This window comes from Enterococcus sp. DIV1067f (assembly GCF_050543505.1).
GTDB lineage: Bacteria > Bacillota > Bacilli > Lactobacillales > Enterococcaceae > Enterococcus_D > Enterococcus_D entomosocium.
In genome coordinates, this window is the sequence record NZ_CP172940.1 from 84,013 (window position 1) to 110,529 (window position 26,517).

The 26,517-nt window shown below is 45.9% G+C and carries 21 protein-coding genes; 13 read left to right on the plus strand and 8 right to left on the minus strand.

Annotated elements, in window-relative coordinates; translation table 11 throughout:
- Positions 1–44 precede the first annotated feature (44 nt).
- The gene (locus IGJ42_RS00380) at positions 45–1,025 is read right to left on the minus strand and encodes a polyprenyl synthetase family protein (RefSeq protein WP_005226544.1); all 981 of its coding nucleotides are present in this window, start codon (positions 1,023–1,025) and stop codon (positions 45–47) included.
- A gap of 93 nt (positions 1,026–1,118) precedes the next feature.
- Between IGJ42_RS00380 and IGJ42_RS00385 the strand changes: the two genes are divergently transcribed.
- From IGJ42_RS00385 to IGJ42_RS00395, 3 genes are all read left to right on the plus strand, one after another.
- The gene (locus IGJ42_RS00385; protein ID WP_429968962.1) at positions 1,119–2,021 is read left to right on the plus strand and encodes a prenyltransferase; all 903 of its coding nucleotides are present in this window, start codon (positions 1,119–1,121) and stop codon (positions 2,019–2,021) included.
- 31 nt (positions 2,022–2,052) lie between these two features.
- Positions 2,053–3,261: an NAD(P)/FAD-dependent oxidoreductase gene (locus IGJ42_RS00390; RefSeq protein WP_429946928.1), complete on the plus strand. Its 1,209-nt coding sequence runs from the start codon at positions 2,053–2,055 to the stop codon at positions 3,259–3,261.
- A gap of 137 nt (positions 3,262–3,398) precedes the next feature.
- Complete coding sequence (locus tag IGJ42_RS00395; protein ID WP_429946929.1) at positions 3,399–4,340, plus strand: FAD:protein FMN transferase; 942 nt, start codon at positions 3,399–3,401, stop codon at positions 4,338–4,340.
- Between the two features lie 65 nt (positions 4,341–4,405).
- Here the strand turns inward: IGJ42_RS00395 and IGJ42_RS00400 are convergent, their stop codons facing one another.
- Positions 4,406–5,320, minus strand: coding sequence for a LysR family transcriptional regulator (locus tag IGJ42_RS00400; RefSeq protein ID WP_430615850.1), 915 nt, complete (start codon positions 5,318–5,320; stop codon positions 4,406–4,408).
- Positions 5,321–5,583: 263 nt separating this feature from the next.
- Here IGJ42_RS00400 and IGJ42_RS00405 point away from each other — a divergent pair, with 263 nt between their 5' ends.
- The 7 genes from IGJ42_RS00405 to IGJ42_RS00435 all read left to right on the plus strand — a co-directional run bounded on the left by IGJ42_RS00405 (position 5,584) and on the right by IGJ42_RS00435 (position 14,520).
- Positions 5,584–6,189: an NADPH-dependent FMN reductase gene (locus IGJ42_RS00405; RefSeq protein WP_008376652.1), complete on the plus strand. Its 606-nt coding sequence runs from the start codon at positions 5,584–5,586 to the stop codon at positions 6,187–6,189.
- Positions 6,190–6,207: 18 nt separating this feature from the next.
- On the plus strand, positions 6,208–8,634 hold the full coding sequence (locus tag IGJ42_RS00410; RefSeq protein WP_429968963.1) for a flavocytochrome c: 2,427 nt from the start codon (positions 6,208–6,210) through the stop codon (positions 8,632–8,634).
- A 90-nt stretch (positions 8,635–8,724) separates the two neighbouring features.
- A complete protein-coding gene (locus IGJ42_RS00415; RefSeq protein WP_016611625.1) occupies positions 8,725–9,954 on the plus strand; it encodes an L-lactate MFS transporter in 1,230 nt (409 codons plus the stop codon).
- 221 nt (positions 9,955–10,175) lie between these two features.
- Positions 10,176–12,278: an SH3 domain-containing protein gene (locus IGJ42_RS00420; protein ID WP_016611624.1), complete on the plus strand. Its 2,103-nt coding sequence runs from the start codon at positions 10,176–10,178 to the stop codon at positions 12,276–12,278.
- Positions 12,279–12,519: 241 nt separating this feature from the next.
- Positions 12,520–13,023, plus strand: coding sequence for a general stress protein (locus tag IGJ42_RS00425; protein ID WP_430615851.1), 504 nt, complete (start codon positions 12,520–12,522; stop codon positions 13,021–13,023).
- Between the two features lie 219 nt (positions 13,024–13,242).
- On the plus strand, positions 13,243–13,809 hold the full coding sequence (locus IGJ42_RS00430) for a hypothetical protein (RefSeq protein ID WP_144330740.1): 567 nt from the start codon (positions 13,243–13,245) through the stop codon (positions 13,807–13,809).
- 297 nt (positions 13,810–14,106) lie between these two features.
- Positions 14,107–14,520: a phosphate-starvation-inducible PsiE family protein gene (locus IGJ42_RS00435; protein ID WP_005232820.1), complete on the plus strand. Its 414-nt coding sequence runs from the start codon at positions 14,107–14,109 to the stop codon at positions 14,518–14,520.
- Positions 14,521–14,553: 33 nt separating this feature from the next.
- On the opposite strand, the gene IGJ42_RS00440 is transcribed toward IGJ42_RS00435, so the two are convergent.
- The 3 genes from IGJ42_RS00440 to IGJ42_RS00450 are packed head-to-tail and all read right to left on the minus strand — an operon-like array spanning position 14,554 to position 17,881.
- The gene (locus IGJ42_RS00440; RefSeq protein ID WP_429968964.1) at positions 14,554–16,425 is read right to left on the minus strand and encodes a fructose-1,6-bisphosphatase; all 1,872 of its coding nucleotides are present in this window, start codon (positions 16,423–16,425) and stop codon (positions 14,554–14,556) included.
- Positions 16,415–17,233: a pyruvate, water dikinase regulatory protein gene (locus IGJ42_RS00445; protein ID WP_005232818.1), complete on the minus strand. Its 819-nt coding sequence runs from the start codon at positions 17,231–17,233 to the stop codon at positions 16,415–16,417. The genes IGJ42_RS00440 and IGJ42_RS00445 overlap by 11 nt, the downstream gene beginning before the upstream one ends.
- Positions 17,234–17,245: 12 nt before the next feature.
- A complete protein-coding gene (locus IGJ42_RS00450) occupies positions 17,246–17,881 on the minus strand; it encodes a helix-turn-helix transcriptional regulator (protein ID WP_005232817.1) in 636 nt (211 codons plus the stop codon).
- A 189-nt stretch (positions 17,882–18,070) separates the two neighbouring features.
- On the opposite strand from IGJ42_RS00450, the gene ppdK reads away from it, so the two are divergent.
- Positions 18,071–20,704 (plus strand): pyruvate, phosphate dikinase, encoded by a 2,634-nt coding sequence (gene ppdK / locus IGJ42_RS00455; RefSeq protein ID WP_144330742.1) that lies wholly within the window; start codon positions 18,071–18,073, stop codon positions 20,702–20,704.
- A gap of 82 nt (positions 20,705–20,786) precedes the next feature.
- On the opposite strand, the gene IGJ42_RS00460 is transcribed toward ppdK, so the two are convergent.
- Positions 20,787–21,179, minus strand: a complete 393-nt coding sequence (locus tag IGJ42_RS00460; RefSeq protein WP_144330743.1) for a YbaN family protein — start codon at positions 21,177–21,179, stop codon at positions 20,787–20,789.
- A gap of 172 nt (positions 21,180–21,351) precedes the next feature.
- Here IGJ42_RS00460 and IGJ42_RS00465 point away from each other — a divergent pair, with 172 nt between their 5' ends.
- Both IGJ42_RS00465 and IGJ42_RS00470 read left to right on the plus strand, forming a co-directional pair.
- Positions 21,352–22,161, plus strand: coding sequence for an aldo/keto reductase family protein (locus IGJ42_RS00465; protein ID WP_144330744.1), 810 nt, complete (start codon positions 21,352–21,354; stop codon positions 22,159–22,161).
- A gap of 283 nt (positions 22,162–22,444) precedes the next feature.
- Entirely contained in the window at positions 22,445–24,490 is a 2,046-nt protein-coding gene (locus IGJ42_RS00470; protein WP_008376630.1) for a methyl-accepting chemotaxis protein, read from the plus strand.
- 146 nt (positions 24,491–24,636) lie between these two features.
- On the opposite strand, the gene IGJ42_RS00475 is transcribed toward IGJ42_RS00470, so the two are convergent.
- Together IGJ42_RS00475 and motA are read right to left on the minus strand one after the other, a co-directional pair.
- Positions 24,637–25,401 (minus strand): OmpA/MotB family protein, encoded by a 765-nt coding sequence (locus tag IGJ42_RS00475; protein WP_008376629.1) that lies wholly within the window; start codon positions 25,399–25,401, stop codon positions 24,637–24,639.
- Between the two features lie 13 nt (positions 25,402–25,414).
- The gene (motA, locus tag IGJ42_RS00480) at positions 25,415–26,179 is read right to left on the minus strand and encodes a flagellar motor stator protein MotA (protein WP_005232810.1); all 765 of its coding nucleotides are present in this window, start codon (positions 26,177–26,179) and stop codon (positions 25,415–25,417) included.
- Positions 26,180–26,517 lie beyond the last annotated feature (338 nt).

Below are 26,517 nucleotides of genomic sequence, written 5' to 3' on the forward strand. Positions count from 1 at the left end.
CCATCAATCAGTGATGGACGCTTTTCTTCTCATTGCTCTATGGCTCAGTAATTGCGCTGCAAGAGCAGTTCAGTTAATGAACGAATTTTGGCTTTGCTAGGTGCTTCGGGCAGCAGATCGATGTCGTCTAAGGCTTTTTGCGTGTAGGTGACCGCGAAAGCGCGCGCTTTTTCGACACCGCCGTAACGGACGACAAGATCCGCAACTTCTTGGGCTTCTGCCAAGGAGAGTGCTGCTTTTTTATTCAAATAAGGAGCGAATGCTGCAGGTGCCTGTTCTTTGGCAAATAGCAGCGGTAAGGTATAGACTCCTTGTGCCAAATCTTCTAGAATCGGTTTTTTCAAGGTGCCACTATCAGAGGTGTAGTCGAGAATATCGTCGAATACTTGAAAGGCGATCCCGATGTTGCGACCGATCTCACCCGCCCGCTCTTGGTTTTCTGTGTCGAGGCCGCCAAAATGAGCGCCTTCGAGACAAGCGAGCCAAAACAGTTCAGCGGTTTTGCCGTTGATGCTTTGCAGATAGTCGTCAATCGATTCATGGATGTTGTAGCGAGTGTGCATTTGATCAAGTTCACCTAAAAGGAGTCGTTTCATGGCTTGTGCGTTGGTTTTTAAAAACGGGGAGCCATTCATACTTTCGATCAAAAGCTCAAAAAATTGGGTGAACAAAAGATCACCCGTGTAGACCGCGATATCCTTGCCGTATTTGGCTTGAACAGTGACTTGACTGCGCCGCAGCGGCGAATCGTCAATGATGTCGTCGTGGATCAAAGTGGCCATGTGTAAAATTTCTAGAGAAGCAGCAATTTTTGTTAATTGGTCGGTTTTTTTATAATGGGGATCGCCTAAGTCAGCAAACAAAAAAAAGAGCGCTGGCCGCAGCATTTTTCCACCTGAATAAGTAAAGTCGATCAAAACATCTTGTATCTCTTTGTTACGAACAGTAACGTGTTCTTCAATGATGGAACATACGGTTTTCAATCGTTGTTCGATCGTCGGATAATCGATCCAAAAGTCAAACATAGTATAACCCTTTCTAACAGTCATTCAGCCCTTATTCTAGCGTAAAGGGGCGTGATTGACTAGTTTAATGCACTCACTAAAGGAGGTGAAGTTGTGACGCTACCTGTATTTTTAGAACTTGTCGAATTTAAAGCAAAAACCGCCAGTATTTTGCCATTTTTCATTGGTGTCTGCTACAGCTGGTACAATTATCAAACGATTCATCTTGGCTATGTCCTATTGTATTTCATTGCCATGCTGATCTTCAATATGGCGGTGGATATTTTAGATAACTACAACGATTACCATCATGCCACAGAAGGGCATGATTACAAAGAAAAGACCAATATCATTGGTCGGGAACAGTTGTCTGTCAAATTGGTTTTTTGGTTGATGGTCTCCATGATCATCGTTTCCGCCGCCATGGGAATCGCCTTGGCAATGGTGGTTGGTTGGCCGCTCTTTTGGATGGGACTGTATTGTTACCTAGTCGGGATCTTTTATTCCTCTGGTCCACGGCCGCTTTCTAGTTTGCCTTTAGGCGAGTTCTTTTCTGGCTTTACGATGGGCTTTATGATCTCATTGATCTGTGTCTACCTTAATGCCTATCAAACCTTTGAATGGAATATTGCCACGATTGGCAGTATTTTCTTGGTCTCATTACCCAACACATTATGGATCGCCAACTTGATGCTGGCAAACAACATTTGTGATCTGGAAGAGGATGAAAAAAATGAGCGCTATACGCTGGTGCATTACCTTGGTAAAGCCCGTGCGTTGAAATTATTTATCACAATGAACGTCTTGGCGTTTGTTGCGATCATTGCCTCAGTTGCCCTCAACATTGCGCCTTGGTCACTGGTTCTGACCTTTTTCGCGGCGCCCTTTGTCTGGCAACAGACAAAACGATTTATGCAAAAACAAATCAAAAGAGAGACCTTCATTTGTGCCGTTCGGATCCTTGCGGTCGGAGCATGCGTACAAGTGCTGAGTTTTGCGATTGGTTTGATTTTATAATTTTTACAGCAAAGAAAGGAAGTAAGGAAACATGAAGGAAGTTGTCATTTTAGGAGCAGGGTATGCTGGATTGCGAGCATTGCACGTACTGCAAGGAGCAAAAGAAGCGTTTCACATCACATTGATCGACAAAAACGATTATCATTATGAGGCAACCGATCTTCATGAAGTTGCGGCCGGTACGCAACCAAGAGACCGCATTTGCTATCCCATCAATGATGTCGTTCGTCCCCAAAAGACTACCTTTGTTCAAAAGGAAGTGGCGTCGATCGATCGTAACCAGCAAGTGATCGTTTTTAAAGATCAATCCACGTGCACGTATGATTATTTGATCGTGGCGTTAGGCTTTGAATCAGAATCATTTGGGATCCCTGGTGTCGAGGAGCATGCGTTGGAAATGGTGGATGTCGACTCCGCAGAAAACATCTATCATCATTTGTTGAAACAAATGAAGGCATACAAAGAAACACAAAATCCTGACTACCTAAAAATCGTTGTCTGCGGTGCTGGTTTTACCGGAATCGAATTGCTAGGTTCATTGGTGGAAAACCGTAAAACCTTTGCGAAAGCAGCAGGCGTCAAGCCAGAAGACATCAAACTGTATTGTGTCGAAGCAGTGACTCGTTTATTACCGATGTTTGATGAAAAACTATCGGATTATGGGATCAAAAATCTCGTTAAATGGGGCGTGAACTTCCTGACTGGTAAACCCATCAAATCAATCAAACCGGGTGTCGTTGTCTATCAAGATGATGCCGATACAGGAGCAACAGCTGAATTATCAGCCAAAACCATCGTTTGGACCACAGGCGTCAGCGGCAGCCATGTGATGGCTGAATCAGACTTTTCTGCTCGTCGTGGTCGTGTGATGGTCAATCAAGACCTAACAGACCCTGATCATAGTAACGTCTATGTTGTCGGTGATGTTTCAGCAGTCATGGACCCAGCGACCAATCGCCCGTATCCAACAACAGCTCAAATCGCTTTGAAGATGGGGCAGCATGCGGGTAAAAATATCTTACGTCAAATGAACGGGGAAAAACCAACAGATTTCCACTTTGAATCATTAGGTTCAGTGGCGTCTATCGGCAATACCCATGCCTTTGGCTTAGTAGGGAAAATGGGCATCAAAGGCTATCCCGCTTCCGTGGTGAAAAAAGCCATTATGGACCGTTCCTTGTACCAAACCGGTGGGGTCAAAGAAGTATTGGCGAAAGGCCGCTTCGACTTTTATCATTGAGCAATAGAGACAGCAGACTGCGAGGGTGACCTCGCAGTTTTTTTTTCAAAAAAAGCAGTGGCGGCATCCCGCAGACTACTTTTTTCTCCCAGAAACTGCTATGATAGCCAAAAGAAGAGGACAAAGGAGCAAGGACAATGGCAGAAGGTCAACGAGTGTTACAGGGAATGGGAACGGTGATCACGATTTGGGTGCAGCATGAAACCCCAGAAGTGATCTTAGAGGAAGCAGCGAAAAGAGCCGCGGCCTTTGAACAGCGTTTTAGTGCCAATGACCCTACGTCGGAGTTGATGCAGATCAATCAGCAGGCAGGACAAGGAGCGATCGCCGCCACACCGGAATTGGTTGAATTGATCGCACTAGGGAAAACCCATAGCTTGCCAAAAGATAGCTACTTAAATGTTGCCATCGGTCCTTTAGTGCAGGAATGGCGAATCGGGTTTCAAGATGCCCATCTACCAACGCCTGAGAAAATCGCTGAACTGCTGCCAAAGACTGATCCCGCCAAGATCGTTTTGGATGAAACGCTGCAGACCGTTGGGTTAGCTGCCGGCATGAAGCTTGATCTAGGGGCCGTTGCGAAAGGGTATTTTGCTGATTTGTTGATGGCGTATTTCAAGCAGGTCGGTGTCACAGCCGCTTTGATCGATCTTGGGGGCAATGTGGTGACTTACGGCGATGCCCCGAGCCATGCTGATGGCTATTGGCGGATCGGGATCCAAAATCCTTTCTTGCCAAGAGGGAATTTTGTCGCCGCGTTGAAGGTACACAATCAGTCAGTCGTTACATCAGGGATCTATGAACGAACCTATCAGGTAGCGGGCAAGACCTATCATCATATCTTTGATCGAGAAACGGGCTATCCGTTAGAGTCAGCCATTGCCAGTGTCACGATTCTATCCGACAAATCGGTTGATGGAGAGATTTGGACGACCCGCTTATTCGGCAAAGAGCCACCAGCCATCTTGCAGGAGCTGGCGCCGTTAGAAGGGATCACTGGATTAGTCATTACCAAACAAGGTGAATTGATCTATCCGCAAGAATTAGCACGTTTGATCGAAACGCCAACAGCAGAATGAAAACAAGCAGCGACTACCTAGGAATATAGGTGATCGCTGCTTGTTTTTTTTGTAAAAAAAGAAAGTTAGACGTGGTGCAAAAAGGTCTCGATCAAGGCGGCTTCGCTGTTTGACAATGCCCGTTCGGCTTGGTGGGCAATAAAATAGGTGAGGGACAAGAGTTCCTCTGGCATTGGATAAAGATTAAAAGGGGTCGCGGTCGCTGCTTGTAGCACGCTTTCTGGTACGATCGCAATCCCAAGGTTGTTTTCTGCCAATGCCGCTGCTGTATAAATATTGCTGCTTTCTATGAGAACCGTCGCCTCTACTTTGTATTTTTGCAGCAATTGATCGATTTGGCGCCGAATCGCCGAGCCGCTGGCGGTCAAAATCAATGGACTTTGCAGCAAGTTTTTGACGGCCAATGAATCAGGCGCTAAATACCGCTTCTCTGGTTGATACAGGGAAGAACAAGGCGGAATGATCGCTAGATACCGTTCTTGATTGGTACTGTGGACCGTTAGATTCGGTGCGATCGTCTCAGGATTTTGTCCGATAAAAAAGTCCAGCTGCCCATTCAGCAGGCGTTTTTCATTGTGCTTCGGCAGGTCTTCCCGCAAGAAAAAGTGCACGTTGGGATAGTGTTCATAATACGCAGGCAAAAAGAGCGGCAGCAGGTAAGAACCAAGGCTTGGCAAGATGCCTAAGCGCAAAGAACGCTTCTCGGTCGCGGTATACCAAGACAGCCGACTTTTCAATTTGGCAGATTCTGTTTCCAAGGTTTCTAGATATTGATAATAGATTTTACCAGCTTCCGTCAGTTGAAAATGTCCCGGCTGCCGATTGATGATGGGGGTCCCTAGCTCTTGCTCGGCTCGTTTCACGGTTTGCGTCAAGTAAGGCTGTGAAATGTAGAGATCTTTGGCGGCTTTGGTGTAGTTGCTATGCTTTAACAAGGTATCGAGGTATTGCAGCATCAGATGGGAATCTTTAAGTGCCATCGCGTTGTCCTCCTAGTCATTTCTCTCATTATAACAAATTTGTTATCGATAGATAATTAAATAAATATTTCACAAATAAAGAATTCAGCCGTACACTTAATGGGTACTTGGGGAAGATTTTTTTGTTTAGGAAGAAGCCTTTCATCTCAGTAGGTCGTAAAAATCAACTTGAGAAACGATTGAAAAAAGAAATCAAAGCCAATGGTCAAAAACTTTTTATTTTTTGTTAAATGTTAAATTATTCACAATTAGGAGAGATGATAATGAAATTGATTGGAATCGTAGGAACCAACTCGACGCGTTCGACCAACCGTCGCTTACTGCAATTTATTCAAAGCCATTTTAGTGACCAAGCGGAGATCGAACTTTGCGAAATCAGTGATCTGCCGGCATTTAATGAACCAGAAGATCGGACGGCACCAGCGGCAGTCCAAGCCTTGTCAGAGAAGATCGAAGCAGCAGATGGGGTAATCATCAGTACACCAGAATACGACCACTCGATCCCAGCGGTGTTAAAAAGCATGATCGAATGGCTTTCTTATACGACGCGGCCTTTGATCGATAAACCAGTGATGATCACGGGTGCTTCTCTTGGTGCATTAGGTTCATCGAGAGCCCAAGCCCACTTGCGTCAGATCTTAGATGCGCCTGAAGTAAAAGCCCGAATCATGCCGAGTGCGGAATTTTTGTTAGGGCATTCCATGCAAGCCTTCGATGAACAAGGAAACTTGATCGATAACGAAAAAGTTGCCGAACTAGAAGACTGTTTCAATGAATTTGTCTTGTTCGTCGAAATCACGAACCGTCTGGTCAGTGAATATTCAACGGCTAAAGAACGAGCAAAGAAATTTTCGTGGGAACAAGCATAAGAAAGAGAGGAACTAGTCATGAAATTTGTCGGCCTAATCGGAACGAACGCCAAAAAATCGACCAATCGCCAATTAGTAGCGTTTATGCAGCGAGAATTTGCTGCCCTAGCAGAAATTGAACTGCTGGAAATCAAGGATGTTCCAATGTTCAATGAAACACAAGATCAAACCAATAGTGAAGTGATCCAACGGTTAAATAGCAAGATTTTAGCAGCCGATGGGGTGATCATTGCGACACCAGAGCATAACCATTCGATTCCTTCCGCATTGAAAAGCGTCTTGGAATGGCTCTCCTTCAATCTCCATCCCTTTGATGGCAAACCAGTGATGATCGTCGGCGCATCCTACGATGTGCAAGGCTCCTCCCGAGCACAGCTTCATTTGCGCCAAATCCTTGACGCTCCAGGTGTCAATGCGACAGTCATGCCAGGAAATGAGTTCTTGTTGGGACGTGCGCATCAAGCCTTTGATGAACAAGGCAATTTAAAAGATCAACGAACGATCGACTTTTTGGAAAGCTGTTTCCGCAAGTTCGTTCGGTTTACGGAAGTCGCTAATTTGTTGAACGTACCAGAAGAAGTCGTTTATGAGCCTGGCGAATATACCGTCACAGCACCAGGACATAACGGGGATCTACCAATGGTCGTCAAATTGAGCGAAGAACGGATCGAAGCCATCGATATCGATACGTCTGGTGAATCAGAAGGGATCGCTGATGTCGTTTTCGTACGGATCCCTCAAGAGATCATTGAAGGGCAAACCTTAAATGTCGATGCGATCTCTGGTGCTTCGGTTACTAGTAACGGTGTCGTCGATGGGGTAGCAAAAGCCGTGAAAATGGCTGGTGCGAACCCAGATGTCTTGCGCAAACGTCCAAAAGCCGCCAGTGCTTTGCAAACAGAAGATGAAACGTATACTACCGACGTCGTTGTCGTAGGTGGCGGCGGCGCAGGTCTGAGTGCAGCTGCCAGTGTGCTGCAAGCCAATAAAGACGTGATCTTAGTAGAAAAATTCCCAGCGATCGGCGGCAATACCGTACGTACTGGCGGACCGATGAATGCTGCGGATCCAAAATGGCAAAACGGCTTCTCCGCATTGCCTGGCGAACGCAGTGCTTTAGAAGAAGTGCTGACGATCGATGAACAAGACATCGATGCAGAATACTTGCCAGACTTCAAAGCTTTGAAGGCACAAATCACTGCGTATCTTTCAGAAACGACGCCAGAAAAAGAATACTTGTTTGATTCTGCTTTGTGGCATCGAATCCAAACTTATCTAGGCGGAAAACGCAAAGATTTGAATGGGCAACCGATCCATGGGAAGTACGAGCTAGTGAAAATCTTGACGGATCAAGCATTGGCCTCAGTGAAATGGTTAGAAGAAATCGGCGTAGAATTTGATATGAACAATGTCGATATGCCAGTAGGAGCGAAATGGCGCCGTGGGCATAAACCAGTCAAAAACGAAGGGTATGCCTTTGTATCGGCTTTGCATCAATTCGTGAAAGAACATGGCGGAACGATCTTAACCGATACGCCTGTCAAAGAATTATTGATCGAAGATGGTAAGGTTACTGGAATCATCGGGGAAGGCCGTAACGGTCAAAAAATCACAATCCATGCCAAAGCAGTGATTTTGGCTTCCGGCGGGTTCGGAGCGAACACCAAAATGTTGAAACAATACAATACCTATTGGACAGAGATCGAAGACGATATCAAAACGTCAAATTCACCAGCGATCACTGGTGACGGGATCAAACTAGGGGAAAGTGCTGGCGCGGACCTTGTTGGCATGGGCTTTTCACAAATGATGCCCGTATCTGATCCGAGCACAGGGGCTTTATTCAGTGGGCTGCAAGTGCCGCCAGCTAACTTTGTGATGGTCAATCAAAAGGGGGAGCGCTTTGTCAATGAGTACGAAAGCCGCGATGTATTGACCCAAGCGGCGATCGATAATGGCGGATTGTTCTATTTGATCGCGGATGAAGAGATCAAGAAAACCGCTTATAACACGAGCCAAGAAAAAATCGATAAGCAAGTAGCTGCTGGTACGCTGTTCCGTAGTGAGACCTTGGCTGGCCTGGCAGAGCAGATCAATGTCGATCCAACCGTCTTAGAAGCGACCGTTGCGAAATACAACAGCTATGTGGATGCTGGGAAAGACCCAGAGTTTGGCAAAGATGTTTTCGACTTGAAAGTGGAAAAAGCGCCTTTCTATGCCACACCAAGAAAACCAGCGGTTCACCACACGATGGGAGGATTGAAGATCGATCCGCAAACCCATGTGTTGACGAAGGAAAATCAAATCATTGAAGGACTGTATGCAGCAGGAGAAGTTGCTGGGGGGATCCATGCCGGCAATCGCTTAGGCGGCAATTCGTTGACAGACATCTTCACTTTTGGCCGGATTGCTGGAAAGACAGCAGTCGCAGAACATCTCGAATAAAAAGCCTTGCGCGTTGTGACTCGTCACGCGCGCTAGCTTTTGAAAAAACATGTGAATAAAGTAACATGCTTAAAACAAAGGAGAGAAAAAATGGAAACAAAAATCAATCGCTGGCTGATTCTGATCGCTTCGACCGCAGTGTTGCTGTGTACGGGCGCTGTATATGCCTTTAGTGTCTTTGCAGGACCTCTTAGTCAATTAAAAGGTTGGTCCATGGAAGAGATCATGCTAGCCTTTACCATCAATGCCGCAGTTGGCCCGATTACCATGATTTTGGGTGGTTTGCTGACAGACCGAGGAGCCGCTAGATGGGTCATCGCTGGTGGAGGCGTGTTGTTCGGAGCAGGTTTCTTCCTGACGGGTTTGGTCAACTCACCCGCTATGCTGTACCTGACTTATGGAGTCTTTGCTGGTTTAGGGCAAGGCTTTGCCTATTCGGCTTGTTTAAGCAATACGATTCGGTTATTCCCGGATAAACGGGGACTGGCTTCGGGCTTGATCACAGCAGGTATGGGTGGGGCAGCGATTATTGCCGCACCGATTGCGAATCGTTTGATCGAATCACAAGATGTCTTAGCGGCGTTTCGGATTTTAGGAATTGCCTATATCGTGATCGTCTTGGTGGCTAGTCTATTTATTCGTAAAGCACCAGAAAATTACCGTCCAGCAGGTTGGCAACCAGCGGATCAAGGAAAAAATGGTCCTCAAATCAATCTAAATTGGTTGGACATGCTGAAGACACCAACTTTTTACTTGATTATTGTTATGTTAGGGGTAGGGGCTTTCTCAGGTTTGATGATTGCTTCCAACGCCTCAGTGATCGGGCAAAGTATGTTTGGTTTGACGGCAGCGGCCGCTGCCTTTTATGTCAGCTTGTACTCATTGAGCAACTGTTTTGGTCGTGTCCTTTGGGGCACCGTTTCTGATAAAATTGGTCGGACGAATACGTTGATGATCATCTATGGCGTGGTGGCATTGTCCTTATTCTTATTGACGCTTGGTCAAACAACTGTGATCTTCACTGTCGGGATCATCGGTTTAGGACTGTGCTTCGGGGGCGTGATGGGGGTATTCCCATCGATCGTTATGGAAAATTACGGACCGATCAATCAAGGGGTCAACTATGGAATCGTCTTTATTGGTTATTCTACGGCGGCATTCTTTGGCCCCAGAGTGGCAGCAGCAATCGCAGAAAGTAACCAAGGAGATTATACAAAAGCCTTCTATACGGCAATTTTCTTGGCCGTTTTTGGGCTTGTTCTCAACATAGGCTATGCGATGCTAAAAAAAACCAAAAAGCCCGCACCTGTTATTAAATAACAATTCACCAAAAGTAGTCTTTTTGATAAAGGCTGCTTTTTTGGTGCTAAAACAACTCTTTTTTCTTTTTTTAGAACAGAGTATTGGCTGATGAAGCAAAAGAGAAAACTGTTTCATAGCAAGAATTTATCTCGTTGATTTCACTGTTTTTTCATCTTAACCCCCCATTTTTTAATAAATCGTGTTACAATAAAAAAAGGCTAATACGACGGAGGGATTAAATGACAATTCGTAAAGAACGACGCCGCTTAGAAAAGCGCTTGAAGCGCACGCAATATACCCAAAAAAGTATTACGATGGCTACTACTTTAGTAGCGGGATCAACGTTTATCCCGACCTTAGGGCATGCGGCTGAAACGGCAACGACAGAGACCAGCAATGACCTTAAGGTCGTTGAACAAACAACAAACACTACACCAGAAACCGACAGCACGCCGGTTGAGGAAACGACAGAATCGACGACAGCACCTGTTGTGACCGAAGAAACTTCGGAAATAACGGAGGAGTCAGGAGCTGAAGCAGTTACTGAGGGATCAGAAACAGCGACGACAGAAAGCACAACAGTCGCTAGTGATGAAGTCTTAGAAGCAGATGAAGTACCATCAGCCCTTTCTGATTTGACTAGTCGGGCATTATTTTCACGGGCAACGATCGATCCGGCTGCCTTTATCAGTCAGATTTGCGGCTATGCAACGGAAGTGGCGGCAGCAAACGATCTGTATGCCTCTGTTATGATGGCACAAGCGATTTTGGAATCAGGTTGGGGCGCCTCGACTTTGACGACCACAGCCAACAATATGTTTGGGATCAAAGGCAGCTACAACGGCCAATACGTGACGATGGATACCTATGAAGATGATGGTTCCGGCAATTATTATTTGATCAGCGCTAAGTTTCGGAAATACCCATCATTAAAAGAGTCTTTTGAAGACAATGCATATGTGTTGCGCAACACGAGTTTTTCTAGCGGCAACTACTATTACAGCGGTGCATGGAAAAGCAATACGACCTCTTACACGCAAGCAACCGCTTGGCTACAAGGGCGGTATGCAACCGATACTTCTTATGCCAGCAAATTAAACAATTTGATCAGTACGTATAATTTAACGCAATATGATACTGGCAGCTCAAACACAGGTGGCGGCAATAGCAATGAAACGATCGTCAGTGATGAAACAGCGATCAATCAGCAGATGAAAACCACGTCATCTATGAATATTCGTTCCGATGCTTCCACCAGTGCCTCTATTACTGGTTCGTTAGCAGCTAATACGACGTTTACGGCAACGGCGACCAAAACCGGCACCAGCGTCAATGGCAACACCACGTGGTATAAGATTTCTGGCAAAGGTTGGGTCAGCGGCGCGTATTTGACGAAGGTTTCGACCGACTCTTCAAACAACAATAGCGGATCAGGCAACACCGGTTCTGACAATGGCAATTCCGGTACGACGATCAACAAGCAAATGAAGACGACGGAAGCGATGAATATTCGTTCTAGCGCGTCCACTAGCGGATCAGTGGTAGGGTCACTTAGCAAAGGCACGACCTTTACTGCCACTTCCATGAAAACCGGCACATCAGTCAATGGCAACAAAAATTGGTATTATGTCTCTGGCAAAGGTTGGGTCAGCGGTGCCTACCTTACTGAAGTGACCAACAATAATTCTTCTGAAGCGGAAAAAGAAGACAATGGTTCAAGTATCAATCAACAAATGAAAACGACGGCCGCATTGAATGTCCGCTCCGATGCTTCTACCAGCAGCCGTGTCGTGACAACGCTTGGTCAAGGGGTGACCGTTACCGTGACAGCGAAAAAGAACGGCACTTCAGTGGAAGGCAATAAAACGTGGTACTACGTTTCTGGCAAAGGTTGGGTCAGTGGTGCCTACTTGACAACAACCAGCAGCTCTTCCAATAATAACGGTTCAACAACCACAAATCAGCAAATGAAAACCACCGAGATTTTAAATGTTCGTTCCGATGCTTCTACCAGCAGTAGTATTACTGGTTCTTTAAGTAAAGGAGCAACCGTCACGGTTACCGCAACAAAAACCGGGACGACCGTCAATGGCACGAACAAATGGTATTATGTTTCTGGCAAAGGCTGGGTCAGTGGTGCCTACTTGACGTCTGCTAGCAGTGGGTCTTCTAATACGAATACCAGCAGCAGTTCAACGAAGACGCACACGGTGAAATCAGGGGACAGCTTATGGTCACTGGCACAAAAATATAACACCAGCATCAGCCAACTCGCATCATGGAACAACATCAACAGCAGCTATACGATCTTTGTCGGTCAAAAACTGATCGTTTCCAAGTAACAAGCAAAAAAACCGCGTGCAAGCCATTGGCTCACGCGGTTTTTTTATGATGGATCAAGCTTTTACTAAGCTATTAGCGGTTTTTCAAGAAACTACTTTTTTTTCGTAAGCGCAATCAAACTATTTGGTCAATCATAGAACCCTGCGTTAGAATGAAAGAAGCAATAGAAATTGCTAGTTTTAAAAGAATTGCTTCAGAACCAGAACGATCGAAGCGTACACAAAATAAGGAGGATTTCACATGCACAACAGAAACCTAACGATTATTGGCAGTTACGACACTCGAACAGAAGTATTACCGGTTATTGAGCAATTGACAAACGAAGGCTATGGCAAAGAGGATATCGGGCTGTTTGCGAATCAAACAGTCATCGATCAATTTGGGTTAGAATCCATCGATGATGTGGAAGTGGAGCAGGCAGCTAGTGAGGATGAAGATCGTTCGCTTTGGGAAAAAATCAAAGATGCTTTTTCTTTCGGCGATTCCGATCATAGGCATGATGAGCATGATCCGTTATATGGTTATCGTGATGACCTTGAACGAGACAAACTCGTTGTCGGCGTCTACGATTATCAGCCGATGGACAAAATAACCGATCGTGATGCAGATACTGGTCCGATCATCGATCAACCGTTACCAGGCGAAACAGCAATGCCAGATGAGTCCGTCCATCCAACGCCCCGCATGGGAGACAGCGATATTGAAGCACCGATCCATGACCCCAACCATCTGCGTAACTTATAAATAGAAGGGGTTAAACAATAAAGGAATCATTAAAGCCAGAGGAACAAGCATCCGTCGCCCTCGGGCTTTTTTTGTTGCGCAACGGGCATTCATGTCTTTGTCATCTTTGAAAATAAAACTTAATTTGTTGACGATTGCTTTTTTTTGTATAATATAAGAATGAGATAGAGCGTTATCGGAAGGTCCAACCACATTTTTGGGGAAAGGATGGGGAGTGCGATGAAATTCAAGTTCAATATGCAGTCGGCATTAGTCAGTTGTTTTGTTGCGGTTTTTTTAAGTGTGGCGATCAATCAAGATGCCAATGCCTTTGTGGCCGCGCCCTTTGTACGAGATTCTTCCAGTAGTTCCTCCGAGCCACCTTACCAGACAGCAAGCAGCAGTATCGAAGAAACCTCTGATTCCAGTCAGATTTTTTATGAAGCCAGTGTTAGTTCTTACACATCGTCTTCAACGACTAGTCGCTCGATCGAAGCGTCGACAAATGAAGACACGTCTGTTTCCGTAAGTGAAGCAGAGACAGAGCCTAGCGTCAGCACTTCTGCAAGTAGCGAAAGCAGTTCGAGTACCGCGCCGAGTGGCGGATCAACCACCACCAGCGATACGTCTAGCAGTAGCGCTAGCAGCAGTTCTTCAAGCTCTTCCAGTACGAGTTCGACCAGTACTACAACAAGCAGCTCCAGCAGTGAATCGACTGAGCCGTCTTCAGAAACCTCCAATAGCGACGACGAAGCCGCGGAAGATACGAGTGAAAATGTTGATCTAACAGTCGAAGGGGCTCACTGAGCCTGACTGTAAAAATCAATCTCATCTAAAGGGACCATTTCAGCTAGGCCTTGAGCCTAGCTTTTTTATTTGCTTATGTTCAGAGCCACGAACACACCAAGTGCACGAAGGATGCGCGATTCCTCACTCTGAGACTTCAAAAAGTAGCAAAGAGGAAGGTTTTTTGGAGGATTGCTGGAACAGAAAAGAGCTGTCTTACGTTTTTATTCACTGCCTCCATAAAAAAAGCTGCACTTGCAAGCATATCATAAAGTGATTCTGAGTAGTTTCGCTATAATAAGTGCGAGGAGGGGTGTTATGGGAAAGTATTTTAAGCACTTCGAAAAATTGATTAGTGTTGTGGTTGATATTATGTTAGGACTGTTGGTTCTGTTGGTTTTGGTGGTGATGGCGGAAGCGATCTACAAAATCGTTGTCCATGTGATCCCACTGCATGAAGTTAGCGATCTTTCTTTATTGATCGAAGAGATCGCGACATTGTTTATTTTACTGGAAATTATTTTGATGTTATTGCGTTACGTAAAAGAAGGTCACCATATTCCGGTGCGTTACTTGATTTTGATCAGTATCACAGCAATTTTAAGAGAGCTGCTTTTAGCGCAAGGAAAAGGGTTAGAAACGCTCTTTTTGGCGTTAGCGATCTTGGTCTTGATCATTGTGCTGCAGGCGTTGGAAAAACTCAAAGCCTTTCATAGTTCCAAAGGACTGTAAAAAAAATCATCCGATTGGTTGACGAATGACTCGTCAAGGGATCGGATGATTTTTTAATTCTTCAAAAAGCACTCGGCTTTCTTGCTGCAGCCGCTTGCCGATATCTGTTTGCCCTACCGTTGTTCTTTCCGTTTGCCGCACGACGATTTTTTTCTGAGTGACGATGTCACGTCGCTGCTGGATGGCTTGCTGGCGATCTGTAAAGGGTTGATGGGCTGCTAAGGTCATGCCGAAGGAATTTGACAACAGCGTGTAACCAGCAATGCCTGTGACGGATTGGTAGGAGCGAGAGAGTCCGCCATCGATCACCAATAAACGACCATTTGCCTTAATGGGCGTCTCTCCTTTACGCACTTTGACAGGGGTGTGGCCATTGATGATGTGGCCTGTCGGCGGCAGACCGAAGGCAGCTAGGACACGGCAGCAGAAGTCTTCGTTTTCCCTTAAAGAATAATAGGCATTTTTTTGTTCCGTATGAGTGTTGCGATCTGCTATAAAGTAGCGCTCAAAGGTTTTCATGGCTTTTTTGCCGAAGAGGGAAGAGCCTTCGCCACACCAAAGATACCAGATCATATCGGTGGCAAGGTCTGTTTGGTTTTCTGGTTGGGCAAAACTTTCCTGCAAACATTGCTGAAAAAAGTCCATCAACGCTTTGCCTGCTAAGGGCTGCTGCTGGAAAGTAAAGGCCAGGAAATCGCCGTTTTCCCGACAAGGCAGGCAGCCGTGATACAGTAGGTTGTCGTTGAAGCGCTGGTACAAGGTGCCATGCTCGACCAAAAAGCGCATATGCGCAGCTAAGCGGGGCGAGCGTTGAAATTGGCTCAGCAAATCTTGCAATACTTCATGTTCTTCGGCTGTCAAACGGTAAGGATCATCGGGATCTACTAGTTGAAAACAGCCGTTGATCAAAGGATAGGTCTGGTATAGCTGGATTTGTTGTCGATCTTGAGACAAGCGATGCAATAAGCAGCGCTCTGCCATCGCAAATGCCGGTCGCCGCTGGATCACGGCTGCTTCGACTTTGAATTGGATGATGGCAAATGCCTGCTGCAAAAGCATGGCGGCTTTTTTTTGCTGGCTTGATAAAGGGTCCACTGTTTTTTGCGGATAAAAGCCGGCATTTTCTGTGTAATATTTTTGGCTAAAAGCCAGTGCTTTTGATAGATCGATCCCATAACCATCTTGTAATAATGCCAAATTGCCGTAGCGAGCAGCGATGCGGATCGTATTGGCCAAACAGGGCAGCGAGCCGCAAAAGCTACCGATCCACAAGATATCATGGTTGCCTAGCTGAATATCCAGTGAAGGCAAAGTCATCAAGCGATCGACGATTTTGTCTGGCGCCGGTCCTCGATCATAGATATCGCCTAAGACATGGAGATGGTCCACTACGAAACGCTGAATCAAGTACGCCAGTTCTTGGCAAAAAAGCGGGGCTGCCTCTAATTCAATGATCTTATCAAAAATCGCCTGATAGTAAGCTTCTTTATTGAAGTCGGCATCATATTGGTACAACAGTTCTTCTAAGATGTAAGCAAAAGAAGTCGGCAATGCTTTGCGTACCTTGGAGCGTGTGTATTTACTGGAAGTAAAGCGGGCAACTTTCACTAGCTGTGCCATCTTCAAGCGCCAATCGGCAGGGGTCCAGGCCTGTTCTTGTAATAGCTCCTCTGGATAATAAATGACAAAACAGAGTTCGGTCTGTTCTTCTTTCGTCAAGACACCGGTAAACAAAGTCTCGACTTTTTCTCGAATACTGCCAGAACCATTCCGCAAAATATGGTCAAAGGCATCGTATTCGCCATGCAGATCGCTGACAAAATGCTCGGTAGCTTTCGGCAGCTGCTGGATGGCTTCCAAGTTGATGATCTCGGTCAGGTTTGCCAAGGTGTCTTTATTGAACATGGGCCTGTTCTTTGGCTTGTTCTTCAATCAGCATCGCGCTTTCTTCAATGGAGCGTTTGCTGACATCGATCACCGGAATGTTCAGCTTTTTGAACCATTCATTCGCGTAGGCTAATTCTGCTTCGATTCGTTCACAATTGGTGTAATGGGTTTCTTCTTTCAAGCCCAATGAATGCATCCGGGACCGCCGGATTTCCGTAAGGGATTCTGGATTCGTAGTCAAACCGACCATTTTCCGTGGGTCTACTTGGTGCACTTCGGCTGGCAAAGCGACTTCAGGAATCAAAGGCAGATTCGCCACTTTGTAGCCGCGATTTGCCATGTATAGGCTCAATGGGGTCTTTGAGGTTCGCGAAACCCCTAATAGGACAAAGTCAGCATCGAGAAATCCCCGTGGGTCTTTGCCGTCGTCGTATTTCACCGCAAATTCCATCGCGGCCACCCGGCTGAAATATGCTTGGTTCAAGCGATGCAAGGCACCAGGCTCTTGGACGGCTTCTACACCGAATGTTTTTTCCAGCATCGTGGTCAAGGGCGACATAAAGTCGACATGCTGCAAGCCAGTCCGTTTGGCAAAGGCATCAACAAAAGCGACTAATTCTTTATTGACTAAGGTGGTAACGACGATCGATTTGTCTAGCAAGGCATCTTTGAGGATCTCGCCTAAGCTCTCTTCATCATTAGTAAAGGGAAAGAGCTGGATATCTGAAAGGTCGATCGTGGGAAACTGCGCGGAAACGGCGGCGATCAGCTTTTGTGCCGTTTCGCCTACGGAATCTGAAATCAAATATATTCGAACGTTCTTCATTGTTTTTGCCCCCTAAAAGTGTGTGTTGTCGCTGTCATTGCCTGCTTGAATAAAGTAATTCATCAGCCGCGTCTTCGTGATTTTGCCGATGACTTTTTTTGGTTCCTGTGGATCGACCACTGGCAAGGTATCGACTTCATGTCGTCCTAACAACGTACCAGCCGTCAAGATCGTTTCTTCCGGTGTGATGGTCACGATGTTTGGCATGCGAGTCATGATCATCGCTACGGGTGTTTTTTCCGGTGCGGCATTGCTGATCGCAAAGCGCAGCAGATCTTTGCGGGAGAGTACCCCAATCAGTTCGTCTTGGTCATTTTTGACATAGAGGGAACCGACATCGTACATAAACAAAGTCGTGACTGCTTCATAAACGGAGACCGTTTGTGAGATCAGCAACGGTGGGATCATGACTTCTGCAACTTTGGTATGATAGAGTTTTTCGAAAAGCAAAGGCTCAACGGTTTGTCCTGTGTAGAAATAGCCGACTTTCGGTCGGGCGTCTAATAAACCGGTCATGGTCAAAATCGATAAGTCATTCCGCAAGGTTGCGCGGCTCAAACCCAACTGCTTCGCAATGGTCTCCCCACTGATCGGCTGATGCTCTTTGACGATCTCAATGATTTTCATTTGTCTTTGGCTTAATTCCAATGTGTCACCTTCTTTCTTTTATGTGCTATGCTATTTATTATATGATTTTCCGAACGAAAAGGCAATCCTTCTCTTTTAAAAAGGATTAATCCCTTAAAAGTTTTCTTTTTTGGCTTGACGATTAAATATGTCATACTATATACTGCTAATTAATCGAAATAGTATATAACATTTAAAAGGAGGAACATGATGGAAAAAGCAGTCGTATGGTTTTCAGAAGGCACGAAAGAGCAAAAAGCATTATTAGGCGGGAAAGGGGCAAATCTTGCGGAGATGACCAATTTGGGTTTGCCTGTTCCTCAGGGATTTATCGTCCCGGCCACCATTTGCCTGACCTATTTAGAAGAACAGGTTCTTCCTGAGGCGATCATCAAGCAAGTCAAAGCTGCCATCGAAGAATTGGCAGTCCGCAGGAACAAAACATTTGGCGGACTGCAGTCGCCGTTATTGGTTTCTGTCCGCAGTGGTGCCAAGTTTTCCATGCCAGGGATGATGGATACGATCTTAAACCTTGGGTTGAATGATGAAACCGTCCAAGGGTTGGCTCAGCAGACGGGGGACCCCGTCTTTGCTTATGATTGTTACCGCCGTTTGATCCAGATGTATGGGGATGTGGTGAAAGGTGTAGCAAAAGAACACTTTGAAGCCTATTTGACAGATTATAAGAAACGGCAGAATTATGTGTCAGACCAAATGATGACCGGCAATGACTGGCAAATGATCTGCCGCGTGTTTCAAAGTATTTATATGGAACATACCCAAGAAGCGTTTCCCCAAGACCCGTTTCAGCAATTATTGGCAGCCATCACGGCAGTTTTTCGCTCATGGAATAACCTACGGGCTAAGACCTACCGTTCCCTCCATCGGATCCCTGACGATCTAGGGACTGCCGTAACGATTCAAGAAATGGTTTTTGGCAACAGCGGGATTAATAGTGGGACGGGTGTCGCCTTCACCCGCAATCCAGCAACCGGGGAACCGGGACTTTTCGGCGAATTTCTAGTGTGTGCTCAAGGGGAAGATGTGGTTGCTGGCATTCGTACACCACAACCGATCCAAGCGTTGGCGCAACAACATCCTGTGATTTATCAGGAACTAAAGCAACTGGCTGAGGGTTTGGAAGATCACTATCAAGACATGCAAGACATTGAATTTACCATCGATGACGGCCAGTTATTTGTCTTGCAAACAAGAAACGGCAAACGAACCGCCGCTGCGGCAGCGCAAATTGCAACGGATATGGTCGCAGAAGGTCGGATCACCATCAGGCAAGCCTTAGACCGAATCACACCAGAAATGATCGATCAATTGTTGCACCCGTTATTTGCCCCCGAAGCCTTGCAGCAAGCCGAAGCTTTTGCGCAGGGCTTGCCGGCTAGTCCAGGGGCAGCTTCAGGACATGTCTATTTCACTGCAGAGGCGGCGGAAAAAGCCAGCCGCACAGGAGAAAAAGTCCTGCTGCTGCGGCAGGAAACCTCACCTGAAGATATTGAAGGCATGGTGGTGAGTGAAGCGATCATTACCGCTCGTGGGGGGATGACTTCTCATGCGGCGGTGGTCGCCCGTGGTCTGGGGGTATGCTGTGTGGTAGGGTGCGAGGCATTAAGTGTCGATACATTTTTGAAACAGGCCCGCTGCGGCGAGCTGTGGATTGAAGAAGGTGACGTACTTTCCGTAGACGGCAGCACTGGCAAACTGTATCAAGGGCAGCTGCCTATGACCAGTGTACAGGAGCGGGTTTTGCTGGATCAGCTTTTGACGTGGGCACAAGCCCAGGCAGATCTAAAGGTTTACGCAAATGCGGAAACGAAAAATGACATTGAGGCTGCGCTGGCCTTTGGTGCAGCGGGCATCGGCTTAGCACGGACGGAGCATATGTTTTTTGGGGAAGCGCGTTTGTGGAAAATGCGGGAAGTCATCTTGGCAGAAACGAAGGCGGAACGATTGGCGGCTTTGGCTGAGATCAAGGCTTATCAAAAAGCCGATTTCCAAGAAATGCTGCAGGCCGCGCAAGGAAAGAAGTGCACGATTCGTTTATTAGATCCACCACTCCATGAATTCTTGCCCCATGAGCATGAACGCCTTGAGATGGCCCGCCGCAGTAAAAAATCATTGGCAGTGATCGAGCGGCGAATTGACGAACTGCAAGAGGTCAATCCTATGATGGGGCATCGCGGCAGCCGTTTAGGACTCAGCTATCCAGAAATTTATGAAATGCAAACAGCGGCGATTTGTGAAGCGGCTGTGGAGTTGCGGCAGCAAGGAGTCGAGGTAGAGGCGGCGATCTTATTGCCCCTGATCAGTTTGCCCGCAGAGCTGCAGGTGTTGAAAGAGACGTTGACACAGGTGATCACTCAAGCAGAAGCAACCTTGAAGCAACCATTGCACATCGAGATCGGGATGATGATCGAGACGCCTAGAGCGTGCTTGATTGCTGGGGAGTGTGCTGAAGAGGCGGCGTTCTTTAGTTTTGGTACCAATGACTTGACCCAAATGACCTTTGGCTTTTCGCGGGATGATGCCGGCAGCTTTATTCAAGCCTATTTGCAGTCGGGGATCTTACAACAAGATCCTTACCAGCACTTAGATCAGGTAGGTGTTGGCGCGTTGATGCGTCAAGCAATCGCCGGCGTAAGAGATCGGCAGCCAGAGCACTCGATCGGTGTTTGTGGCGAAGTCGGCAGCGATCCCTATTCTATTGCGTTTTTGCGAGAGATCGGCATCGACTATGTTTCTTGTTCCCCATACCGGATCCCTGCTGCTTGGTTAGCGATCGCCCAATCAGCCCCCATTATCGAAGAGGCGTCAGTGAGTACCCGCTAAAATAGGAGAAAAAAATACACCGCAGTCCACTAGCAAGGTTCACTTGCTTGGTGGATTACGGTGTGTACGTACAGTTTTGTCCTTACAGGGGCTGATCCGTTTTTTGGATCGCAGGTTTGCGTCCTTTTAAATACCAAGTGATCCCAATGACATGGGCGAGGTAGATGGCAGCGAGGACGAAACGTACCAGCAGATTGGAGATCAATAGTGCAGGAATTGCAAAGACTACCAGCATCATGGCAAACATCCGGAGCATTCCTTTGGTGCTCAGCTGTTTTTGTACGAGTGGTTTTTCAATGTATTTTTGATAATTTTCTGATTGAACCAAGCGTTGATAATAGGTATCGGAACTCCGCAGCCAGAAATAAGCCGTCAGCAAGTAAAAGACGGTTGTAGGTAAGAAAGGCAAAAATATTCCTAAAGTACCTAAACCGAATGTCAGTGATCCACAAAGAAAAAACAGTGTTTTTTTCAAAAGTAACCCTCCTTATTTGGGTGTTTCGCATCTTACCCTCAGTATAACGGAGGAGGGGCTGCTTGAACATGCGTTTTGTGCTTTTCCCCGTTTTTTAGCGGCAATAAGAGTTTTTCTACCCCTTACTCCTGCTTTTTTGATAGACTAGAAACAACACAAAGGGGGAAGCAGCATGGAAACGATTGAATTGAATACCGGCATTCAGATTCCAGTGATCGGCAGCGGGACGAATACATTTGGGAAAGAAAACCGAGAATACCAAGGTGCGATCAATGATGATACGACAGAGCTGTTGACTGCCATCAAGCTTGGGTATCGGCATTTTGATACGGCAATTTCTTACCGCAACGAAGCCGTGGTTGGCAAAGCCATCAAGGAAAGCGGGATTGACCGCAGCGAATTTTTCCTGACTTCTAAGATTCCTGGCAAACCAGAGCATACGCAAGATGCAGCTGCCGTGAAAGCGTCTGTCGAAGCGAGTTTAGCAGCCTTGCAGACGGAATCGATCGATCTTTATTTGATCCATCATCCGTGGGACAACTTGGCAGAGATCGCCGCTGTCTGGGCGGTTCTTGAGGCTTATGTCGATAAAGGAGTCTTAAAAGCGATCGGGGTGTCCAATTTCCAAGAAGAAGAACTCAGCTATTTATTGGCAAACAGTCGGATCAAACCAGCGGTCAATCAGATCGAATCGCATCCAGGCAAGTGGAATGATGCGATCATCTCGTATTCCTTAGACAATCAGGTAGTTCCAGAAGCCTGGGGTCCGCTTTCCCGGATTTCGGAAGCGGCACGGGAAACCTTGACCCAAATCGGGGAAGCGCATCAAAAAAACTGGAGCCAAGTGGTCTTGCGTTACCAAATCGAGCGTGGGGTGATCGTGATTCCGAAATCCCATTCAGAAAAACATCAAGCCGAAAATTTAGCGCTCTTTGATTTCGCTTTGACGGCGGAAGAAAAAGCCGTCATCAAAGAATTATAGGCAATAGAAGCGGTCCTATTAAAGGGACCCTACAGCCAGTGCGGAAACTTCCGTGCTGGCTATTTTTATGCAGTCGTAACGCTCCTTGATGACTGAGGAGCTTTTCTATTCGTTACAACAGCAACCGTAAGCCTTAGCAAAAAAGAAAATGCGCTTGCAGCCGTTTCTGACAATGAATCCTCTTAAATATTCAAAGAAATGACCGATTATCCTTACTAAGGGTCGTCTACGGACGAGTCTTCAGTGGATCGTGTGAAATTGGAAATGAAGGAGTGGCACAGTTGTGAAAAAAAGAAAAAAGACGATAGGAATTTATGTGATGATCACCTTGATGCTGGTTGCGGGGATCCCGATCATTGTCATGCTGACAAGTTCCTATCTAACCACCAAGAACTTATTGATTGAACGAAATGATTTGAACAAAGAAAGTGCCGTCAATTTGATCTTGGCGGAAGAAAAGAGTTTGCGCCGATCGACGGAAAGCAAATTGAAATCAATGGCTGAACTGCCAGCGATGAAAACAGAATTCAGCATGGGACGTATCCGTTCAGATCTTTCTTTAGCGATTGCTGGGAGCAACAGCTTCTTAGCAGTAACTTTTGGGACAGAAGATGATGAGTATGTGACCTTCAATCCCTTACCGGATGACTATAAACCCACAATTCGGCCGTGGTACAAAGGGGCTGTAAAAGCCGAAGGAGAAGTGTATTGGACAGCACCTTATTTAGATACGGTGTCGAATCAATTTGTGACGTCGGCTTCGATCCGGGTCAAAAATTCCCATAATCAAGTGGGGGTTTTAAGCGTCGATGTTTCCTATGAAAGCATTCAAAACATCTTGTCTTCCTTTACCGTGGGGCGGACTGGGAATGTCACCTTAGTTTCAGAATCTGGGGTCATCGTGACCTCAAAAAATACCAAGCAAATCGGTAAGAATATCAAAGAAGAAGAAGTGTTCCAAAAAATCAAAGAAGCCAAAGATCCGACAGGCATGGTTGGTTTAGGCGACTCGAATAAAGTCAATGATGTGTTGTATGACAAGTCTGCTGATTCCAATGTTTGGGCGTACTCCGAAGTCAAAGCTAGTGATCTAGACAAAGAGTTAGGAGCGTTGGTCCGTACCACCATTATCGTTACGATCTTGATGCTGCTCTTTGTAGGACTGGTTTCTTATGCCGCGATCAAAGTAGTCGCAGCAATCATCGATTGCTTCAATCGCTACTTTAGAAAAGTCGGTGAAGGCAAACTAGAGAAGATGAGCAAAACCAAAAGAGCCAAAGGCGAAAAATGGACATGGGATCAATGGGCACGCCGAGTTGTTTATCCAGACAAAGCAGGCAATGAGATCCAGCAAATGGCGGACAATTACAATGTGATGATCGAAGGCACGGGTGCATTGATCCAAAAAGTACAAAAAGAAAGCAACAGTGTCGCAGGAATGTCGGATTCTTTATTAGAATTGTCAAAACAAACCAATATTGCGACAGAAGAAGTCTCTCAAACCATTACGGGTATTGCTGAAGTGACCGGTGCTCAAGCCCAAGAAACAGAATACAGCGTGTCTCAAATGCAAAACCTTTCGCAAGTCGTGAAAGAATTACGAGAAAATGTTGGCGGCATGAGCAGCAAGTCGCAAGAATCTACGAAGATCAATCAAGAAAACTTAACGATCATGGATCAAGTCGATGACAGTTGGCGACAAGAGTTGGCACAGATGGAGCGCTTGATGTCGAATATGACGGGAATGAATGATAGTATCCAAAATATCAACTCGATCATTGGGGTCATCAACGATATTTCTTACCAAACCAACTTGCTAGCCTTGAATGCATCGATCGAAGCCGCAAGTGCTGGCGAGTCTGGCAAAGGCTTTGCCGTCGTGGCTGCTGAGATCCGTAAATTGGCGGAACAAAGCAAAGCTTCTACCAAAGAAATCGAAGCGATCATTGAAGAAATTCGTGAGCAGTCTAGTCAAATGGTCAAACAAACGTCGGCGTCTGTCAAAGGCGGCGTTCGCCAAACCAACTTGATCAAAGAAGCGATCTCATCTTCAAAAGAAGTTTTCCAACGCAGCAGCTATATGATCGAAGGCATCCATCATATTGAAGCAGCCAGTGCCCGTATCGAAAATATTCAAAACAGTGTACTGGAAAACTTAGAAAACATTTCCGCATCAACGGAAGAAAATGCCGCTGGCACACAAGAAGTTTCCGCAAATGCAGAAGAAGTCTTGGCAACCATGGATGAATTTACCAACCATGTGGCAGACCTCAGAGACATTGCAGAAGAGTTGAAGCGATTGACCAATCGTTTTGAAGTGGAGAAATAAATCAAGCAAAAAAATCACTCATCAGCTATTCGCAAGAATGGCTGATGAGTGATTTTTGTTTGTTGAGGAGGAGACTACAAAAAAGCCAAGACGAATGTTGCTCATCTTGGCTTTTCATAATGATATTTATAAAACCTTATTACGGGCTATTGTGTCGTTTCGGTCCGCTGGATGATCATCTCCACGCGGCGGTTTTCCGAGCGGCCTTGTGGGGTGTTGTTATCGGCTTTCGGTTCGGTATCGGCAAAGGCTTGGATGGCAGCATTTTTTTCTAAAACGGCGCCTTTGCTGATGAAGTATTCCATAACGGTAATCGCACGAGCGGAACTAAGATCCCAGTTAGATTGGTAGCGGCCATTGCCTTTTTCCGGTACGTTATCGGTATGCCCGGCGATCACGATTTTGTTGGCTTTTAGTTTTTTCAGTGAGTCCGATAGTAGATCCAGTGACTGACGAGTGGTGTCCGTGATCTCGGCGCTACCAGAGGCAAACAAGATGCTGCTGGCTAGCGTGATATGCAAGCCATCGGATTCCAAGCGGACTTCTGTCTGGTCTTTTAAGCCAGAAGCGGCGAGTTCTTGTGACAGCTGGTCGCTGATTTTTTCTAGCTGCTGATTTTCCAGTTGGGTCCGGACCGCTGCTTCTTGCGCTTGTGCTTCGGCAGAAGTGGCGGCTTTTTTTCGCGGCGTGGTCTCGCCCATATCGATCACTGACCCGATGACGGAGGCGTTGCTGTGGTGGCTGGAAAGGATGGTGCCGAATTCGCTTCGGATTTCTTGAAACTTCTCATCATCGACTTTCGCCATGGCAAACATGACGATGAATAAGGCCAGCAGCAAGGTCAACATATCCGAGTAAGGCAAAAGCCACGCTTCGTCTACATGTTCTTCATGTTTCTTTTTTCGCTTCATGTCGCTTCACCCTTTATAATTGTTCTTGCCGTTTTTTCGGATCGATCAAGCTGTATAATTTTTTCTCAATACTTTTCGGCGATTGTCCGGCTTGGATCGCTAAGACTCCTTCAACGATGATCGACATCATTTGGACTTCTTGCTCCGATTTCAAAGTTAATCGTGAGCTAAAAGGAATGAACAGCACATAACCGAAGAAAATACCATAAAGGGTCGCCACAAAAGCCGCCGAGATCATATGACCCAGTGCTTCTACATCCTCTAAATTGCCTAGCGCCCCTATCAGCCCGATCACGGCTCCTAACACCCCTAAGGTCGGGGAACTCGTGCCGGCGGTTTTAAAAATAGCCGAGCCGATGCGATGCCGTTCTTCGATCCCATAGATCTCATTTTCCATGATTTCTTGGATCTGTTCGGCAGCGATGCCATCCACCACCATTTCCAAGCCCTTTTTTAAAAAAGGATCTTCTAAGTTTTGGATAGCACCTTCAAGAGATAGTAGGCCATCGCGCCGAGCTTGGTTAGCTAATTCAACGATGGTATTGATGGTTGTTTTTAAGTCGTATTCTTTATTTTTCAGCAGAACGCCGAAGATCTTCGGGATTTTTTTGATATCACTGCTGGGAAATGAATTGATAACGGCTGCGATCACACCGACGAAAATGATAATCGCGGCTGCCGGATTGATCAAAACGGCCACATTGGCACCTTTTACAATCATCCCAACCACCACAGATATCAATCCTAAAATAATACCGATCAGCAAGAAAAAATCCATTTGTTGCGTCCTCCTAAATTCTATTTCCAGGTTTTAAACCCTCATTTATTTTATCGGTGAATTAAAATCATTCTTAATAGCAAAAAAAAATAATCCAAAAAATAACTAAAATAAATTTTCTGTTTCTCCTTTTTTTGTTCTTTTTTTGACAAGTTTCGTCAAATTGTTGAAATGGTACAGCTTGCAATTTTTGTGAATATTTATAGATGGTACCGTTTTTTTTCGTGAAGCGCTTCTCAGGGTTTGTCATGTCATCAGGCACAAATGAAAATTTTTTAATCAATTTTTCGAATAATGCTTGTTTTTTTATCAAAAAACTGATTTTGATCAAAAGGCAT